Raw genomic sequence first — 18,548 nt, forward strand, 5'->3', positions numbered from 1 at the left:
TATTTGTAATGAATTGCATAAAAATATTTTATGAATTATACTTTAAATCAACTTAAGATATTTCTTAAAATTGTTGAAACTAGGAGTATCACTAAAGCTTCTGAAGACTTGAATTTAACCCAGCCTGCTGTTTCAATTCAGCTGAGGAATTTTCAAAATCAATTTGATATTCCATTGACGGAAGTTATTGGGAGAAAAATTTTTATTACAGATTTTGGATTGGAAATAGCCGAATCGGTCGAAAATATAATTAATCAGGTTTATGCTATTAATTATAAAAGTCTCTCTTATAAAGGACTTTTGTCTGGTAGGTTGAAAATTTCTGTGGTGTCAACAGGTAAGTATGTTATGCCTTTTTATCTTTCAGATTTTATAAAATTGAATCCAGAAATAGAATTGTTAATGGATGTGACTAATAAAAATAGAGTGATAAAAAGTTTGGAGAATAATGAAGTTGATTTTGCGTTAGTATCCATATTACCTGAGACCATTCAAGTTGAAAAGTTGGATTTATTACAAAATAAATTATTCCTTGTTGGAAATAGCAAAGAGCATGCGATCGCTTACACCAATAAAAATTTTAGTGAATTACCTTTAATTTACAGAGAGAAAGGTTCTGGCACAAGACAAACAATGGAAGGGTTTATAAAACAAAATTCAGTTTCAGTATTGAAGAAATTGACACTTACCTCTAACGAGGCTGTTAAACAAGCTTTATTGGCTGGTTTTGGTTATTCTATAATGCCACTAATTGGAATTAAAAATGAACTGCAAAATAATGAGTTGCAGATTATTCCAGTAAAAGGACTTCCTATTAAAACAGTTTGGAGTTTAATTTGGTTAAAAGGGAAAAAACTTTCGCCGATTGCTGTGGCCTATTTGAATTTTTTAAGACAGGAGAAAGATAAAATAATTCAGGAAAAATTTAGTTGGTACGAAGGTTACTAATTTTCGAATTTGATGTAAAAATGCCCTATATCGTGAAAACGATTTAGGGCATTCCATATATGTGTTAGTAAAAAAGTGTTATTTCACCAATAATGAATGACTGGACATAGCAGCAGGTTGAACTACTCCCATCAAGTCTAAAATTGTTGGAGCAATATCTCCTAAAACACCATCCTGAATAGCTATTTGGTCATTGTCAACTAATATAAAAGGAACAGGATTAGTTGTGTGGGCTGTATTTGGACTTCCATCAGGATTAATCATCGTTTCACAGTTACCGTGGTCAGCAATTACAATAGTCGAATAGCCGTTTGCAAGTGCAGTAGTAATTACTTTTTCGGCACATTTATCTACAGCTTCGCAAGCTTGGATAGCAGCTTCCATAATTCCGGTATGTCCTACCATGTCTCCATTGGCAAAGTTTAGACATACAAAATCCACTTCTCCTTTTTCAAGTTCAGGGCAAAGTGCGTCAGCTAATTCATAAGCACTCATTTCAGGTTGCAAATCATAAGTGGCGACTTTTGGAGAGTTTCTTAAGATACGTGATTCGCCTTCAAACGGCACTTCTCTACCACCTGAAAAGAAGAAAGTTACGTGTGGGTATTTCTCTGTTTCGGCAATACGGATTTGTTTTTTGCCTGCTTTTTCTAAAACTTCGCCTAATGTTTCAGTAATGTTGTCTTTGTTGTAAACTACTTTTACATTTTGATAAGTCTCATCATAATTAGTCAATGTAACATAGTACAAATCTAATTTATGCATATTTTGCTCGTGGAAATCCTGTTGCGAAAGTGCTTCAGTCAATTCTCTACCACGATCCGTTCTGAAGTTGAAGAAAATAACAACGTCGTCATCCTGAATAGTTGCTAATGGTCTTTCGTCAGCGTCAACAGCTACAAGCGGTTCAATGAATTCATCAGTGATGTCATTTCCATAGCTGGTAGCAATTGAAGTAACAACATTATGTGTTGGAGTTCCTTTTCCATGAACCACTAAGTCATAAGCAAGTTTTACTCTTTCCCAACGTTTATCACGATCCATCGCATAGTAACGACCAATTACAGAGGCAATTTTTACCGGAGTATTGGCAATATAATCAGTTAGATCCTGAATGTATTTTTTTCCAGATTTAGGATCAACATCTCTACCATCAGTGAAGGCGTGGATGAAAACCTGATCTAAACCGTAATCCTGAGTGGCATCAATTAATCCACGCAAGTGAGAAGTATGAGAGTGTACACCTCCGTCAGAAACTAATCCTAAGAAATGTACTTTTTTGTTATTGTCTTTTGCGTACTGAAAAGCATCTTTTAATACTTGTTCCTGTGCCAAAGTTTTATTGGCTACAGCCAAATTAATTTTAGCTAAATCCTGATAAACAATTCTTCCGGCACCAAGATTCATGTGTCCTACTTCGCTGTTTCCCATTTGACCTTCCGGTAAACCTACGTGTAAACCATCGGTTCTAAGTTGAGCGCTAGGATATTTTTTATAAAGACTGTCTATAAAGGGAACATTTGCATTGTCAATTGCAGATACTTTCGGGTCAGGTGATTTTCCCCAACCATCCAAAATCATAAGGATTACTTTTTTGCTCATTAGTTTTTAGTTTTTGGCAAAGATAAATTATTTCTAAAATCTTCGTTGCGAATAAAATCACAATTATGTATTCAAGAATTTAGCTATGGTAAAAATGACAATTTTGTTGCTGAAATGGTGTTTTGTTAAAATAAATGCAGTTTAAAATTTGGTTTTCACCGAATTATAGTCAATAAAATAACGCAGACTAATGGATAAAATATTAGTCATATTAGCGTTAAAAACGGAGTTGATGTTCTGTTTTAAGTTTCTTTGAATACTATTAGTTTCTTCCTGAGAATAATTTCGATATAATAAGGATAATTGGCTTCCGGGGGCAAACCACCAGGAATAAGAAAAGTCAAAATTCCAGGAGTTAAAATTCCTGTTTTTATTAGTATTGTAGCTGTTATTAGCTGTTAAACGGCCATTGTCTTCCAGGTTATAGAAATTTTTGTTGGACGAATACGACCAGTAATATCGGGCATTAAGGTTTATTGTCATCTTGTTGTTGATGGAATATTTACCCGTGAGATTGTTTTGTAGGGTTTCGATGTTTCTTTTGGCAAAAATAATTCCGGAATTGTCAGAGTCAACCCAGCCAATATTGTTGCTGTTTTTTGAATAATCAGTATAAAAACCCAGAGAGAATTTGTCACTAAATCGATATTTGGGACCGGCATAAATTCGGTATGAAAATCGTTTGTTTTCGTCAAACTTTTCAATAGAAGGAGTTATGTCAAAAGTTAGGTTGTTGTTTTTGTTGGATTCCATTTCCAGATAAACAGAAAATCTTCTGGGAATATAGAGAAAACGACCTGTTTGGCGTGGTTCATAAAAATCGTATGTTTCAAAAGGAAGTACATTAATCCCAAGTTGAAAATAGAATAATTTTAAAGTAGTGGCTGTTATAATGGTTTGTATCCAACTGGTGTTTTGAATTCTATTAGTACTGTTGTCAACATCTAAATTTACTTCCTGTTCAATTTTTAAGGTGTTGAACAATTTTGTTGGATTTAAAATTCGATAACTGGCATTCACAAAACCACTATAATAGTTAGTGTAGAATAAAATGCCTAAATCATTAGAATCAAAGTTTTTTGAAGTGTATTTTCCGTTAAAAAGGTAACGGTATTTTCCACTTGTTTTGGCAAAAGTGATGAAGCTTTTGAAACCGTCATAGCTTTCAGTGTCATTGATGCTGCTGTATTTGAAATCACCGGATAAATTATAAGTATTGCCTTTAGTGTTTAAATCGAATACTAATCCACTAACATTGGCATCTCTAAAATTACCGTTACGGCTAGTGTTGGTATTGATAAAAGAAACCGAAGAATTTTGTCTGAATCGTTGATCTAGTACAAGGATGTTGTAATTTGTTAAAGGTTCAATTACTTCAGTTCGGCTGCTGTTGTCATTGGTGTTTTTTATTGTAGCAAAGGTTTTTTCGGTAATGGCGTTTAGAAAACCAATTCCCAATCCTTTTTTAGTTCGTCCTGAAATTTTTATCGCGTTGATTAAATCTACAGTACTGGGATAGTTAGTGATTTGTTCGTTGTTAACTAAGCTTTCTTCTAAAGTTGATTTGCTAATAATTGGAGTTCCACCAATTCGTCTGGAATAAAATATATTTCCAATGTTGAATAAGTTAGTTCCTTCGGTAAAAAAAGGTCTGTTTTCGTCTAATTTCTGTTCAAAAGGTTCCAGATTTAGGATTGCATTATCAAATTTAGTTTGTCCAAAATCAGGAATTAAAATGGCATCTAAAGTAAATGCATCGTTGATTCCGTATTTTATATCTAATCCTGCTTTGAGCGTTTTGTCAGCAGAAAAGTTGTCTTTTTGGTAATAAGCCGAAGTATAAGGAATTAGGAACAATCGGGTAGGAGGATTTATGTTTTCTATTCCTTCCAATGTTCCTGATTGTGTTAAGACAGCGCCTATTCGGGTGTCGATATGATTCCAGGTGAATTTTTGCGCATTTCTTTTAATTTCACGCATAAAATTAATGCCCCAGCTTTGTTTTTGGCTCTTAGGAAAACGGATTGCAGCATAAGGGATTTTCATTTCTACTGACCAGCCAAAATGAGTTATTTTGACACTGCTTTGCCATATAGCATCCCATGTAAAATCCTCAATTTCTTCAGTAGCTAAACAGTCCATTTGCACTCCGGTAGAACTTACATAGAAACGATAATCCTGTTGTCCGTCATTAAAACCGTTTATGAAAACAGCAAAATGATCGGCTACGCCAAAAACGTCTCTTTCGGTTAATTCCCGTTGGATTTTATCAGGTTCGTCGTCGTAAAGTAGTGCCGAAATGTAGATGGCTTCATTGTCGTATAGAACTTTGACTTCGGTTTTTTTATTTTCGCTTATGGCTTTACCGTTATCGGGTTCAAACATAATGAAATTAGAAGCTGTTTCGGTGTTTTCCAGCCATTCGTCTTCTTCAATTTTTCCGTCAATAGCCAGTTCCTTTGTCTTTGATTTTGCCAAAATACTTTTTTTTTGTGCAAAAAGACTCAGGTTTAATAACGCTAAGAAGCAATATATTGATAAACGAAATAACTTCATGAAGGAATGATATCTTAGGCAAAAATAATAAAATAAGTGAAATTAACAACTTTTTAACAACCTCTGGCGTAATAAAAAAACTACTAATAGGTTAAAACTATCTTATTAATGCGGCTTTGTTTTTTTTAAGGGTGCTTTTTTTATATTTTTGGCTGTGTAATTAGGTTTTTAAGTAATTAGTATTCAATGGTTTGTAAGGGTTTTTTGAGTTGTGTGTTGCTCGTGTTTTTTTTAGGAACAACTAATGTCTTTTTTTCAAAAGAAAGTAAAACTGAGGTGGTTTTGAAACATCATCAGGGAAGTGATTTTGTAGAGCCAAGTGTTGAGGAAGTTTATAATAAATTGCATTCGGCAAATTATGATTTGCCTAAACTGGAAAGTTTTAAGAAGGCTTTGGAAGGTTTTTATAAGTTAAAAGCTCAGGGAGTTATTTCTAAAAACATAATTACACTTATTGATTTTAGTTTATCAGCTAATGTTAAAAGACTTTGGGTGATTGATTTGGATACTGATGTTATCTTGTATCATTCGCTGGTGGCTCACGGAAGAAATACCGGAGGTGAGTTTGCTAATAGTTTTTCTAATACTCCGGAATCCTATAAGAGTAGTTTGGGTTTTTATGTTACGGGAGAAGTGTATAATGGAAAACATGGAAAGTCATTGAAACTGGACGGTTTAGAGAAAGGAATTAATGATAATGCCAGAGAAAGAGCGGTTGTTGTCCATGGAGCTGATTATGTTTCGGATTCTTTTATTCATAATAACAAAAGATTAGGCAGAAGTCTTGGTTGTCCGGCGATTCCATTGGGAATAACAGAAGAATTAATTAGTACTATCAAGGATAAATCTTGTTTGTTTATTTATTATCCTTCGGATTCCTATCAAAATTTGTCAAAGTTGGTTTCTTAGTTCGGTTTGATGAAAAAAAAAATCAGGAGGTAACAATTTAGTTTTAAAAAAGTTAAGCTTGAATTTGTTTTTTGACTAAAAAAATATGCTCTAAAAATTTGTTTTCAACTTAACTTATTCTTTATATTTGCACCACGCTAATGCGGAAGTAGCTCAGTTGGTAGAGCTCCAGCCTTCCAAGCTGGTTGTCGCGAGTTCGAGCCTCGTCTTCCGCTCATAGAAACCGAAATTTAATAGTTTCGGTTTTTTTAAAATAAAATTTGGAGGTGTTTGAATAATTTGTATATTTGCACCCGTTATGCGGAAGTAGCTCAGTTGGTAGAGCTCCAGCCTTCCAAGCTGGTTGTCGCGAGTTCGAGCCTCGTCTTCCGCTCTTAGAAACCGAAACTTAATAGTTTCGGTTTTTTTTATTGGATAAAACTCAATTCCGAGTTTGGTTTTATTTCAACGGGAATGCGGTTTTTTTGGAATAATTTGGCTGATAACTTTCCTTTCAAAATTATTTTTCCGTCTTTTATTTCGAGCCAACTTCCTTCTTTTAGTCCTAAAACCGGGAAATTATTAAAGTGATGAAATTCGTTAATCCTGGTTTCCCGGCTTTCTCCCATGTGAGTCGATTGGGAATCGGCATCTATAAAATGTACGTTTAAATTAAAAGGAATTAGTCCTAAGGTTTTAAAGCTTGGTGGATAAACAATAGGCATGTCGTTAGTGGTTTGCATGCTCAGTCCGGCAATGTTGCTGCCTGCGCTGGTTCCTAAGTAGGGGGTGCCTTTTTCGAGTGTTTCTTTTAGCGTAGTCATGATTTTTTCATGGTACAATTGTTTTACTAATAAAAAGGTATTGCCTCCGCCTGTAAAAATTCCTTCGGCATTTTGAATGGCCTGAGCAGGGTTTTCATATTGATGAATTCCTTTTATGACGATATTGATTTTGGCGAAAACCGAAGCTGTTTTTTGAGTGTATTCATCATACGAAATCCCGCTGGGCCTGGCGTAAGGAATGAATAGCACAGTTTTACAGTTTTTGAAATGTGATTTCAATTTAGGGAGTAAGTATTCTAAATAGCTGCTTCCGAAAAGGGTAGAGGTGCTGGCTAGTAATAGATTTTTCATGATATTTTTTGATTTAAAGATATAAAATCGGTTTGCTAATCAGTTTGATTTATTAACAAATTTTTATCAGCTTCTTAGTATCAAATTGGGATGAGCTTGATTTATTTTTACTCTTTGATTTTGTGTAAGATGAGGGTATTTGTAGCTGCTTTTTTTATTTTGTTTACAACTGTTGTTTTGGGGCAGCTAAAGAAAGCTTCTGAAATAAGAGGGCAGGTGAGTGCTTATGTGTCTAATTTGGACGGCATTTATGTTATTAATCTAAAATCTGAGCAAACGGTTTTTACGGATTTAAACGGAGAATTTGTTATTGAGGCTAATGTAGGTGATACTTTGGTTTTTTCGGGTTTGCAAACTAAACGCAAAGAAGTAGTGTTGAATGCCGAAGATTTTAAGAAAGTTGTTTTGAAAGTGCATTTAATTACCATGATTCATGAATTGAATGAAGTGGTAGTTAGAAATTATAATTCGATTAATGCGGTGTCACTTGGAATTGTTTCTTCAGGCCAAAAAAAATATACCCCAGCCGAGAGAAAATATGCCACTGCAAGTTCGGCTCGTTTAAATCCTATGGGTTTGGATCCTGTAGTTAATCTTATTTCCGGTCGTAGTAAGATGTTGAAAAAAGAAATAGAGGTCGAGAAAAAAGAATCATATATGGCTATGTTGGAAAAAATGTTTGATAAAGAACATTTTATTAATACATTGCAGTTGCCTTTGGAATATGTAAAAGGTTTTGAGTATTATGTAGTGGATAATCAAAAATTCACTAAAATATTAGAGATGAAAAATAAAACTACAATTGAATTTTTGTTAGGAGAATTGGCAGTGAAATACAAAGCGATAATTGCCCTTGAAAACAAATAATTTTCTTTTACTATTGCTGTTTTTGTTTGGCCAAATTATTTTTGGTCAGGATATTCGAAAGCAAATCCGTGGACTTATTCGCGTTGATTCTACTTCGGTAGAAGGGGTGAATATTGTTAATCAAACTACTCAAAAAACAACTTCGACCGACAAGAATGGAAGTTTTACACTTTTTTTAAAAGAAGGTGACGAACTGCTGTTTTCTGCGGTAAATCTTGTAACTTTACGTAAAAAGATAGTTCAGGCTGATTTAGAAAAAGCTGTTTTAATAGTTCAGTTACAAATTGAAAGCATCCCGCTCAAAGAAGTAATCATTAAAGAAGATTCCAAAATTAATGCTGAAAGTTTAGGGATTATTCCAAGTGGGCAAAAAAAATATACGGTTGCTGAAAGGAGATTGTACACTGCAAGATCAGGTTTTTTAGACAGGCCGTTGAACTGGATGTCAGGAAGAACAGCGATGCTAAAGAAGGAGTTAATTGTTGCTGAAAAAGAACAATTGATGGCTAAATTAGAATATCTTTTTGAAGAAAATTTTTATATTGAAACATTAAAAATCAGGAAAGATTATATCAGGGATTTTCAGTTGTATTGCATAGAAAATGATGATTTTGTGTCTTCGTTAAAATCAAAAAACAAAACTCTGTCCAAGTTTTATATCTTAACTCTGGCTAAAAATTATAATAAAATAACGGTCTATGAAAACTAAAGTAAGTATTTTAATTTTTCTTCTTTTAACTCAATTTTCTTTTGGTCAAGTAGGTGGGCAAAAAACACTTAAAGGTCAAGTGCGAAATAATTTGGTTCCGGTTGAAAACGTAATTGTTTTTAATGTGAATTCAAATGTGGGAGATGTAGTGGATCAATATGGCTTGTTTGAAGTTAAGGCAAAGGTTCATGATACCTTAGTTTTTTCCAGTTTGTCTTTTAAATCTAAAAAAATTGTTCTTTCCGAGGCTGATTTTGTTGCGTCTAAGTTGATTGTCAATTTAGAAGTTTTTACTAATGAATTGGCTGAGGTTTTAATTCTGGCTAAGAAAGAATTAAATCCTGTTGAAGGAAATACGCAAAAATATGTTGACTTGAAATACTTTGATGATGCTAAATCTTCTCCTAAAAACAGGACTTTACCTCCGGTTGGCGGTATAGAAAACGGAGTGGACTTTGTAAGGATTTATAAAGATGTCTTGGGAGTTTTAAGAAAAAACAATCCTCAAAAAACGGATTTTTATAAAGAAACCAGTTTTTCTGAAGTGGTAATGGATAAGGTGAATTATGGTTTTTTTTCTAACACCTTGCACTTAAAAGATGATGAGATTAAATTGTTTTTAATTTATTGTGAAAATGATTCTAAGTCACGACAATTAATGCAACCAAGTGAGGAGTTTCGATTAATGGATTTTCTTATTACTAAGAACACGGAGTATAAAAAAATAACGAAACACTAGAAAAACAATAATCGTCAAGCGTTTGGTTTACAAAAAATAAAGGTCTTTATTTTAAGAGAAAATTTAAAAATAGACTTTTTTAATTTTGGTATATTTGCATTTTAAAAAAAATATAGAATATGTTTGGTATTGGAGGAGGAGAGTTAGTCTTTATAATGTTTGTAGTTTTATTGTTGTTTGGATCGGATAAGATTCCGGAAATTGCCCGTACAATGGGAAAAGCAATGGCGCAATTAAAAAATGCTACAAATGATATAAAACATGAAATTCAGAAAGGTGCAGAGGAAAATGGTTTAGATGCAAAATCATTGTCAGAAATGACAGGTGGTATCAATTCGCAAATTAATCAGGTAAAAGAAGATATTTTAGGAGATAGTGTTGTTCAGGCAACCAAAATCAAAGAAGATATTGAAGATATTGCCGGTCCGGTAAAACGTAGTCGATAATGTTAGATAAGCTCCTCTCGTTAGATGTTCAATTGTTAGTGTATTTAAATGGACTTGGGTCAGAGTCTTACGATAGTTTGTGGCTTTTTATAACCAAACAAACCAATTGGATTCCACTTTTTTTAATACTACTTTATGTTATTTATAAAAAAATAGGTGGTAAGCAAATATTGTATGTGCTGTTGTTTGTAGCATTACTTATTTTTATTACTGATCAGTGTACTAATTTGTTTAAGCATGGAGTACAGCGATTACGTCCTTGTAATAATCCGGATGTTTATTCGATGATCCGGGTGGTGAAAAAAACAAAATCGTTTAGTTTTTTCTCGGGACATGCAGCAAATAGTATGGCGGCAGCTGTGTTTATTTATCATCTTATTAAACCGTATTTTAAATATACTTTTTTATTATTTCTTTGGCCTTTAATTTTTGCTTATAGCCGAATTTATTTAGGATTGCATTATCCGTTAGATATTTTGAGTGGTTATTTATTTGGAATGTTAACAGGGTGGTTAGTTTTTAGAATATATCAATTTACAAAAATAAAATATTTTCCGCTTTAAGAAGAAAGTTTGTGAAAATAAAAAACGCATATTCACAGTTTGTATAGTTTGTGAATATGCGTTTTTGTTTTAGGGAATGTTTTAAAGTACTCTGCTTACTGTTAGCCCGTCTCGAATAGGAAGTAAAACGGTTTCTACTCTTGGGTCTTCTTTTAATAATTTATTGTAATCAAGTAATATTTTTGTGCTTTTGTCTTTTGGGTTTAAAGGTTCTAAAACTTTACCGCTCCAAAGTACATTGTCTGATAAAATAATGCCTCCTTTATTCATTCTGGGAACAATCAACTCAAAATAATTCAGGTAATTTTCTTTATCGGCATCAATAAAAACCAAATCAAATTTGATGTCAAGCGTAGGGATGATATCGACTGCTTCGCCTAAATGTTGAACAATTTGATTGCCCCAAGGTGATTTGTCAAAATGTTTTCTCTGAAAATCGACTAATTCTTCTTTGATGTCTATGGTATGCAATTGTCCGTTTTCCTGCATACCTTCGCATAAACATAAAGCCGAATAACCGGTATAAGTTCCAATTTCAAGAATATTCAACGGACGAATTAATTTAGACAACATGCTTAAAACCCTGCCTTGGAAATGCCCGCTTAACATTCGTGGCAATAAAATTTTTTGGTAGGTTTCCTTGTTTAAAGCTGCTAATAATTCGGGCTCTTTTTCAGAATGTTGCTCGATGTAATCTTCTAATTCTTGAGAAATGAAATGCATTTTGCTGTGTTTTTTTCAATTTGTGCCAAAGTTATCAAATTATCAAAACAACAAATCAACAAATAGTCATTAAATTTGCAGCATGCAAATGGAGAAAAAAGACATAAGAGCCTTATCTAAAGAAGAATTACGCAATTTTTTTGTTGCTAATCGTGATAAAGCATTTCGTGGAAATCAGGTTTATGAATGGTTGTGGAGTAAGGGAGCGCATACTTTTGAAGATATGACTAATATTTCTAAAGGGACGCGTGCCATGCTGGAGGATAACTTTGTGATTAATCATATCAAAGTCGATACCATGCAGCGTTCAGAAGACGGAACGGTGAAAAATGCTGTTCGTTTGCATGATGGTTTGGTGGTTGAATCCGTGTTGATTCCTACTGAAACACGTACTACTGCCTGTGTTTCCAGTCAGGTAGGGTGTAGTTTGGATTGTAATTTTTGTGCTACTGCGCGTTTGAAAAGAATGCGGAATCTGGAGCCAGGGGAAATTTACGATCAGGTTTTGGCTATCGATCGCGAAAGCCGTTTGTATTACAATCATCCGTTGTCAAATATTGTTTTCATGGGAATGGGTGAGCCATTGATGAATTATAATAATGTCATTAAGGCTATTTCGATGATTACTTCGGAAGAAGGATTGGGAATGTCCCCGAAACGAATTATGGTTTCAACTTCTGGAATTCCTAAGATGATAAAGAAAATGGCCGATGATGAGGTCAAATTCAAATTGGCAGTTTCCCTGCATTCAGCCATTGATGAAATCAGAGCCCGAATTATGCCTTTTAGTAAAAACTTTCCTTTAGCTGATTTGCGTGAAGCTTTGGAATATTGGTACCGAAAAACTAAAAGTAAAATTTCTTATGAATATGTGGTTTGGAAAGGAATCAACGACAATAAGGCTTCGGTAGATGCTTTGGTTAAATTTTGCAAATATGTTCCTTGTAAAGTTAACTTGATTGAATATAATCCTATTGATGATGGCGAATTTCAACAAGCTTCTGAGGAATCCATAAATGCTTATATTAAGGCTTTAGAAGCTATTGGAGTGGTAGTTAAAGTAAGGAGAAGTCGTGGAAAAGATATAGATGCGGCCTGTGGGCAATTAGCTAATAAAGAAGTCTGAAAATGATAAATTATTTTGTTTAAACAGTCCTGTTTTATATAAAATAGTATCTTTGGAAACGAATGAATGTTACCTCTCAAATAAAACAGCCCATATTTAATGAAATGGAACTTTTTGAAAAAAAGTTCTACGAGTCGATGTCTTCTCAAGTGGCGTTGTTAAACAGAATTACGTATTACATCGTTAACAGAAAAGGAAAACAAATGCGTCCGATGTTTGTTTTTCTAACCGCTAAGATGATTTCCGGAGGAATTGTGAACGAAAGAACCTATCGGGGTGCTTCGGTTATCGAGTTGATTCATACGGCAACCTTAGTACATGATGATGTGGTGGATGACAGTAACCGTCGTCGCGGATTTTTCTCAATTAATGCTCTTTGGAAAAATAAAATTGCTGTACTTGTAGGTGATTATTTATTATCCAAAGGATTGTTGCTTTCTATAGATAACGGTGATTTTGATTTACTTCAAATTATTTCTGTCGCTGTGCGTGAAATGAGTGAAGGCGAATTACTTCAAATAGAAAAAGCCCGAAGACTCGATATTACTGAAGATGTTTATTACGAAATTATTCGAAAAAAAACGGCAACACTTATTGCAGCTTGTTGTGCATTGGGAGCCAAATCAGTTTCTGAAGATGTAGTTCAGGTAGAAAATATGCGAAAGTTTGGCGAATTAATTGGAATGGCTTTTCAGATAAAGGATGATTTGTTTGATTATACTGAAGATGCTATTGGAAAACCAACAGGAATCGATATTAAAGAACAAAAAATGACTTTGCCTTTAATTCATGTTTTGAATATTTGTTCGAAAAAAGAAAAAACATGGTTAATCAATTCGATAAAAAATCACAATAAAGACAAGAAACGCGTTAAAGAAGTGATTGCTTTTGTGAAAAACAATAACGGTTTGACTTATGCCGAAAATAAAATGATTGAATTCCAACAGGAAGCTCTTTCTTTACTTCAAAATTATCCCGATTCCGAATTCAAAGATGCTTTGACTTTGATGGTGAATTATGTTATCGAAAGGAAAAAATAATTTCCTTTGCCAACTATTGATTTTATTGGACTTTTTGATTTTTATATTATAAAATCAAAAATAAATCTACTCCTCATGCAACCTTTTTGCATCGATAATCGTCTTGCTAATAGAAACACTTTAAAAATTTTGAAAGTAATCAACTTACATCAGCAGGAAAACGAACTAATCCGGTTAGCGGTCGAAAACAATCGACAAGCTCAACAAAAGATTTATAGTCAGTTTTCACCCAAAATGCTAAGTGTTTGCCGTCAATATGTAAAAGACATTCATCAGGCCGAAGATATCATGATAACTGCTTTTATGAAAGTGTTTACCAATTTGAAGAATTTTCAATTCAAAGGAAGTTTCGAAGGTTGGATAAGACGAATCATGGTAAACGAATGTATTTCGTTTATCAGGGTTCACAAAAAACTGAAGTATATCGAAGACGATTTCGTCATTGGACGCGATGAGGAAAGTTTTGATTCTATTGAAAGTCAATTTTCGGTAGCTGATATTCAGTTTTTGATAGACAGTTTACCAGATGGGTATAAAATAGTTTTCAATTTGTATGCTATTGAAGGATATAAACATCAGGAAATTGCAGGTATGTTAGGAATTAGCGAAGGGACGTCTAAATCGCAGTTATCGCATGCCAGAAAAGTATTGAAGGGACAAATTAATAAGTTGAAAAAGTATAGCAATGGAACCGAATAAATTAGAAACGCAATTTAGGGAACAATTGAATTCTCGTGAAATCAAACCCTCTGAAATGGCTTGGACAAAACTCGATACCATGCTTTCAGCAACAGAAAAACCAAAAGCTAAATTTCCCTGGTTGTATGTGGCGGCAAGTTTTACAGCTTTGTTATTGATTGGAACAGTGTATTTTACTTTTCAAGAAAAGACAATTAAAACCCAGAAAAATGAAGTGGTAATTCAAAAAACAGTTGATACTAAAATTAAAGCACTAACGTCAGATTCTGTTAATTTAAAAATGGAGAAAAAAGAATCGATAGTTCAAATAATTCAAAAATCGACTTCAAAAAGCAACCAATCTTCTGAGTTAAAACAAGAATCAAGAGTTGTTAAAAATCAAGAAGCTGAGGTTTCTGGTCTCAATCAACATAAAGATGATATTATAGTTGTTTCTTCTGAAGAAAAGAATTTCAAATCAATAAGTAAAAATAAATACGTTTCAGCAGAAAAATTATTAGCAGAAATCAGTAATACTAAATTTGAATCGGCTGATAAAACAATGAGAAATACAACTAAAGTTATTTCTGTAAACCCAAACATTTTACTATCAAATGTTGAAGCAGAATTGAATCAGTCTTTTAAAGAATCTGCATTAGACAGATTGAATAAAAATTTTAAGACTATAAGAACAGTTTTGGTGAATAGAAATTACAAAGACGAGTAAGAATTAATAAACAATCAAAAAAGAAATCATGCAAAAATATATTTTATTTATACTAATAATATCGTTTGCTTTTGCAACGAATCTGAATGCCCAAAAAAAGGGAAGTTATAAAAAAGTTTTAGATTGGGGATATTGGCAAGCTGAACAGCCAGAATACGAGATGAGTCTTGAAAAAAACGTTGAATTCAATAATGAAAACATCTTAACTATTAAATCAGTTAAAAGTAAAATTAATGGTTTTGGAACGCTTATGAAAACGACTAAACCTGATTTGTATCTAGGAAAAACAGTTAAAATGACTGCTTATGTTAAAAATGAAGATGTAAAATCTTGGGCTGGGCTTTGGATGCGTGTTGATTATTATGATAGTAATGTTCTTGCTTTTGATAATATGGAGAAAAGACCTATAAAAGGAACATCTGATTGGGGAAAATATGAAATTGTTTTATTTGTTCCTGTTGAAGCAACATCTATTTCTTATGGCGTTTTATTAGCTGGAACTGGTCAAGTTTGGTTTAAGGATGTAAAGTTCGAAATTGTTGATGATACTGTTCCTGAAACAGGGATAAATAAAGGAAGAGAAAATAAAGTATTGTCATTTGAAGCCAAAGCCAAAGCAATTGGTAATGAAATTAAAAGAATAACAGATGAGGAGAAAAATGCTCTAAAAGCTGAAGTAAGTTCAATAGATAAAGAAATTGGAGAAGGAATAATTTCTAAAGAAAAAGTAGCAGAACTTAAATTGAAAAAAGCACAAGAACACGCCGCTAATATTGAAAAAAGAGTTGCTGTTGAGCAAGAAAAACTAAATCAATTGGTTCAGGATAAAGTTGATGGAAAGATAGGTGAAGAAGCTAATCCGAAAAAGAAAGGTGGTACGTTAATTTTAGGAAGTAATAATGATTCTTTTGATAACGGTAGAGAGATTAATCTTGCTTCAATGAAGGTTTATAATGGTCATGATGACAAGTTGAATCGTCATATAAAACGAACAACAAGTCAGATTGTTTTTGCTATAGGAGCCAATAATTTAATTACTGATGGGGCGGTTGGAAATTCTGACTTTAAATACGCGAGATCGCATTTTTATGAATGGGGATTGACCTATAATACCAGAATATTAAAAAACGATAATTTATTGCATGCTAAATACGGTTTGTCATTAATGTATAATAATTTGCGACCAACAGATAATCGTAATTTTCAAGTGAATGGCAATCAGACTGATCTTGTAATTAATCCAGTTGTTTTAAAAGATTCTCGTTTTCGAAATGTTAATTTGGTAGTGCCTTTGCATTTGGAATTTGATTTTACAAAACCGACCGTTATAAACGATAAGACTTATTTTAAATCTCATGACGGTTTTAGATTAGGTTTAGGTGGTTATTTTGGAGTTAATCTAAAATCTAAACAAATTCTTAAATATGATATTGATGAATATGCTTCAAGAGAAGTGACTAAAGGGAATTTTAATATGAATGATTTTATCTATGGTTTGAGTACTTATGTAGGTTACAAGGCAACTAGCTTGTATTTAAAATATGATTTAAATCCTTTGTTTAAAGATAATGCAGTCAAGCAAAACAATGTTTCTTTAGGATTGCGATTTGATTTTAACTAATTTGTGAATACAATGGCAATGACAGTAAAGAAATTCAAAAGCTGTATTGATTTTTGATATTGTCATTGTCATTGATATTGTTACTTTGTATCTTTGATGCTTTCCAACTTTATACCTTAAAAATTGATTTCAAAAGCCACCATAGATACTGTTTTCGAAACTGCTCGAGTTGAGGAGGTTATTGGCGATTTTGTACAATTAAAACGAGCAGGAAGTAATTTTAAAGGATTGAGTCCGTTTTCTGACGAACGTTCTCCATCGTTTATGGTATCGCCGGCTAAAGGAATTTGGAAAGATTTTAGCTCCGGAAAAGGAGGGAACTCTGTGGCTTTCCTGATGGAGCACTCCCATTTTACCTATCCGGAAGCCATTCGTTATCTGGCTAAAAAATACAATATCGAAATTGAGGAAACCGAACAGACTGATGCTGAAAAGGCAAATATGGATGCCCGGGAAAGTATGTATCTGGTTTCGGAATTTGCAAAAGATTATTTTCATAATACACTTTTAAATACAGAAGAAGGTAAAGCAATCGGACTTTCGTATTTTAAAGAAAGAGGGTTTACTGCTGAAACTATAAAAAAGTTTAGTTTAGGATATTCGCCTGAAACCTGGGATGCTTTTACTAAAGAAGCCTTGGGGAAAGGTTATAAATTAGAATTTCTGGAAAGCACAGGTTTGACTATCCCCAGGGAAGATCGTCCTTTTGACCGATTCAAGGGTCGTGTGATGTTCCCGATACAAAGTATGTCAGGACGTGTTTTAGGGTTCGGAGGAAGGATTCTGACCAATGATAAAAAAGCGGCTAAATACCTGAATTCACCTGAAAGTGAAATCTACCATAAGAGTAAAGTTTTATATGGTATTTTTCAGGCTAAGCAATCTATAGCTAAATTAAACAATTGTTTTTTAGTTGAGGGTTATACTGATGTAATTCAGTTTAATCAAGCGGGAATTGAGAATGTGGTGGCTTCTTCGGGAACTGCTTTGACTCCGGATCAAATCAGATTAATCAACCGATTGACCAAAAATATTACCGTTCTTTTTGATGGTGATGCTGCCGGACTTCGGGCTTCTGTTCGTGGAATCGATTTGATTCTAGAGGAAGGAATGAATGTGAAAGTTTGTACTTTTCCTGATGGAGAAGATCCGGATAGTTTTGCTAAAAAAACATCGCATGACGATTTGGTTGCTTATTTAGAAAATAATGCTAAGGATTTTATTCAGTTCAAAGCTTCGTTGTTAATGGATGAAGCCAAGAATGATCCTATCAAGAAAGCCGATTTGATTCGGGATATGGTGCAAAGTATTTCTAAAATTCCAGATCGTATTCAGCGCGAAGTTTACATCCAGGAATGTTCTCGAATTATGGATATTTCGGAGCAAGTCCTTATTAGTACTTTAGCTCAGTTGATTCAAAAAGATGTTGCTGAAGTTGCTAAAAAGCAAAAGCAGGAGCAAAAACCTTTTGAAGTTCATAGAAACCAAAACCCGAAAAATACAGGGTATTCAGGAGGAGATCCGGAAGATCCCAGATTTGGGCCGCCAGAGAATTATCCTGGAGAACCGGGATATCAAAGCGAGCCTACAGAAAAAGTAGATGTTCTTTATCGTTTAGAACGAAAAGTTATTGAAATTTTATTGCTTTATGGAAATAAAACAGAACAATTTGAAGATGTTTTGATGAAGTCAAATGAAGATGGCGAAATCGTGAATGTCTCTGAAATGAAGTCCTATAAAGTTTTTCAACGTATCTATTTAAGTTTACAAGAAGATGAAGTTGAATTAGCTAACCCTTTGTTTCGTGGAATATTTACTGATTTGATTAACCATTATCTTCAAAATGATTCTTTTAGTTTAGAACAGTATTTGATGCATTTGCCAGCAGAATATGCCCAGGAAGTGACTGATATTTTGATGGAAGATGAGCGATTAGTTTTGCATGATTGGGAAGGTCAAAATATTTTTCCTAAAACAAAACAGGATACTATAAGCCAAAATGTTTCTGAGACTATTTTAACCTTAAGATGGTATTTAGTCGGTAGAATTATTGATGAATTAAAAAACTCCATATCTCCTGATCAGGATAATATGGAGTCTTTAATGATGATTAGAGATTATAATGAACTCACTCGAGCTTTTTCAAAAAAACTGGGTAGGGTTATGTCTCGTTTTTAGA

17 protein-coding genes and 2 tRNA genes are annotated in these 18,548 nt (G+C 33.4%); 15 read left to right on the plus strand and 4 right to left on the minus strand.

Translation table 11 applies throughout. The features are described from left to right. Positions 1-30: 30 nt before the first annotated feature. Positions 31-948, plus strand: coding sequence for a LysR family transcriptional regulator (locus BIW12_RS09535; RefSeq protein WP_071184912.1), 918 nt, complete (start codon positions 31-33; stop codon positions 946-948). 78 nt (positions 949-1,026) lie between these two features. On the opposite strand, the gene gpmI is transcribed toward BIW12_RS09535, so the two are convergent. Next, positions 1,027-2,550 carry a 2,3-bisphosphoglycerate-independent phosphoglycerate mutase gene (gene gpmI, locus BIW12_RS09540; RefSeq protein ID WP_071184913.1) on the minus strand — a complete coding sequence of 508 codons (1,524 nt, stop codon included), beginning with the start codon at positions 2,548-2,550 and terminating at the stop codon, positions 1,027-1,029. Positions 2,551-2,691: 141 nt separating this feature from the next. Further along, positions 2,692-5,028: a DUF5916 domain-containing protein gene (locus BIW12_RS09545; protein WP_317040818.1), complete on the minus strand. Its 2,337-nt coding sequence runs from the start codon at positions 5,026-5,028 to the stop codon at positions 2,692-2,694. 264 nt (positions 5,029-5,292) lie between these two features. Here BIW12_RS09545 and BIW12_RS09550 point away from each other — a divergent pair, with 264 nt between their 5' ends. From BIW12_RS09550 to BIW12_RS09560, 3 genes are all read left to right on the plus strand, one after another. Continuing rightward, positions 5,293-6,015 (plus strand): murein L,D-transpeptidase catalytic domain family protein, encoded by a 723-nt coding sequence (locus BIW12_RS09550; RefSeq protein WP_071184915.1) that lies wholly within the window; start codon positions 5,293-5,295, stop codon positions 6,013-6,015. Between the two features lie 142 nt (positions 6,016-6,157). Continuing rightward, positions 6,158-6,230 (plus strand) — tRNA-Gly (locus BIW12_RS09555). Between the two features lie 85 nt (positions 6,231-6,315). Then, positions 6,316-6,388 (plus strand) — tRNA-Gly (locus BIW12_RS09560). 34 nt (positions 6,389-6,422) lie between these two features. Here the strand turns inward: BIW12_RS09560 and pepE are convergent. Next, positions 6,423-7,130, minus strand: a complete 708-nt coding sequence (gene pepE / locus BIW12_RS09565; protein ID WP_071184916.1) for a dipeptidase PepE — start codon at positions 7,128-7,130, stop codon at positions 6,423-6,425. Positions 7,131-7,259: 129 nt separating this feature from the next. Between pepE and BIW12_RS09570 the strand changes: the two genes are divergently transcribed. The 5 genes from BIW12_RS09570 to BIW12_RS09590 all read left to right on the plus strand — a co-directional run bounded on the left by BIW12_RS09570 (position 7,260) and on the right by BIW12_RS09590 (position 10,454). Further along, positions 7,260-7,997, plus strand: a complete 738-nt coding sequence (locus BIW12_RS09570) for a hypothetical protein (protein WP_071184917.1) — start codon at positions 7,260-7,262, stop codon at positions 7,995-7,997. Beyond that, entirely contained in the window at positions 7,984-8,706 is a 723-nt protein-coding gene (locus BIW12_RS09575) for a carboxypeptidase-like regulatory domain-containing protein (RefSeq protein ID WP_071186281.1), read from the plus strand. Before BIW12_RS09570 ends, BIW12_RS09575 begins: the two co-directional genes overlap by 14 nt. Beyond that, positions 8,696-9,445 carry a hypothetical protein gene (locus tag BIW12_RS09580; protein WP_071184918.1) on the plus strand — a complete coding sequence of 250 codons (750 nt, stop codon included), beginning with the start codon at positions 8,696-8,698 and terminating at the stop codon, positions 9,443-9,445. The genes BIW12_RS09575 and BIW12_RS09580 overlap by 11 nt, the downstream gene beginning before the upstream one ends. Positions 9,446-9,564: 119 nt before the next feature. Beyond that, positions 9,565-9,891 (plus strand): Sec-independent protein translocase subunit TatA/TatB, encoded by a 327-nt coding sequence (locus BIW12_RS09585; RefSeq protein ID WP_071184919.1) that lies wholly within the window; start codon positions 9,565-9,567, stop codon positions 9,889-9,891. Next, on the plus strand, positions 9,891-10,454 hold the full coding sequence (locus tag BIW12_RS09590; protein ID WP_071184920.1) for a phosphatase PAP2 family protein: 564 nt from the start codon (positions 9,891-9,893) through the stop codon (positions 10,452-10,454). Before BIW12_RS09585 ends, BIW12_RS09590 begins: the two co-directional genes overlap by 1 nt. Before the next feature lie 81 nt (positions 10,455-10,535). Here the strand turns inward: BIW12_RS09590 and BIW12_RS09595 are convergent, their stop codons facing one another. After that, on the minus strand, positions 10,536-11,177 hold the full coding sequence (locus BIW12_RS09595) for an O-methyltransferase (RefSeq protein WP_071184921.1): 642 nt from the start codon (positions 11,175-11,177) through the stop codon (positions 10,536-10,538). 82 nt (positions 11,178-11,259) lie between these two features. On the opposite strand from BIW12_RS09595, the gene rlmN reads away from it, so the two are divergent. The 6 genes from rlmN to dnaG all read left to right on the plus strand — a co-directional run bounded on the left by rlmN (position 11,260) and on the right by dnaG (position 18,547). Then, a complete protein-coding gene (rlmN, locus tag BIW12_RS09600) occupies positions 11,260-12,303 on the plus strand; it encodes a 23S rRNA (adenine(2503)-C(2))-methyltransferase RlmN (protein WP_071184922.1) in 1,044 nt (347 codons plus the stop codon). A gap of 62 nt (positions 12,304-12,365) precedes the next feature. Continuing rightward, positions 12,366-13,343: a polyprenyl synthetase family protein gene (locus BIW12_RS09605; protein ID WP_071184923.1), complete on the plus strand. Its 978-nt coding sequence runs from the start codon at positions 12,366-12,368 to the stop codon at positions 13,341-13,343. A 129-nt stretch (positions 13,344-13,472) separates the two neighbouring features. Continuing rightward, positions 13,473-14,042 (plus strand): RNA polymerase sigma factor, encoded by a 570-nt coding sequence (locus tag BIW12_RS09610; RefSeq protein WP_071186283.1) that lies wholly within the window; start codon positions 13,473-13,475, stop codon positions 14,040-14,042. Further along, entirely contained in the window at positions 14,029-14,748 is a 720-nt protein-coding gene (locus tag BIW12_RS09615; RefSeq protein ID WP_071184924.1) for a hypothetical protein, read from the plus strand. Before BIW12_RS09610 ends, BIW12_RS09615 begins: the two co-directional genes overlap by 14 nt. A 28-nt stretch (positions 14,749-14,776) precedes the next feature. Next, positions 14,777-16,369 carry an OmpH family outer membrane protein gene (locus tag BIW12_RS09620; protein ID WP_157499538.1) on the plus strand — a complete coding sequence of 531 codons (1,593 nt, stop codon included), beginning with the start codon at positions 14,777-14,779 and terminating at the stop codon, positions 16,367-16,369. Positions 16,370-16,492: 123 nt separating this feature from the next. Then, positions 16,493-18,547 carry a DNA primase gene (dnaG, locus tag BIW12_RS09625; RefSeq protein ID WP_071184925.1) on the plus strand — a complete coding sequence of 685 codons (2,055 nt, stop codon included), beginning with the start codon at positions 16,493-16,495 and terminating at the stop codon, positions 18,545-18,547. Position 18,548: the final 1 nt, after the last annotated feature.

The organism is Flavobacterium commune, assembly GCF_001857965.1.
In the GTDB taxonomy this organism is placed as follows: domain Bacteria; phylum Bacteroidota; class Bacteroidia; order Flavobacteriales; family Flavobacteriaceae; genus Flavobacterium; species Flavobacterium commune.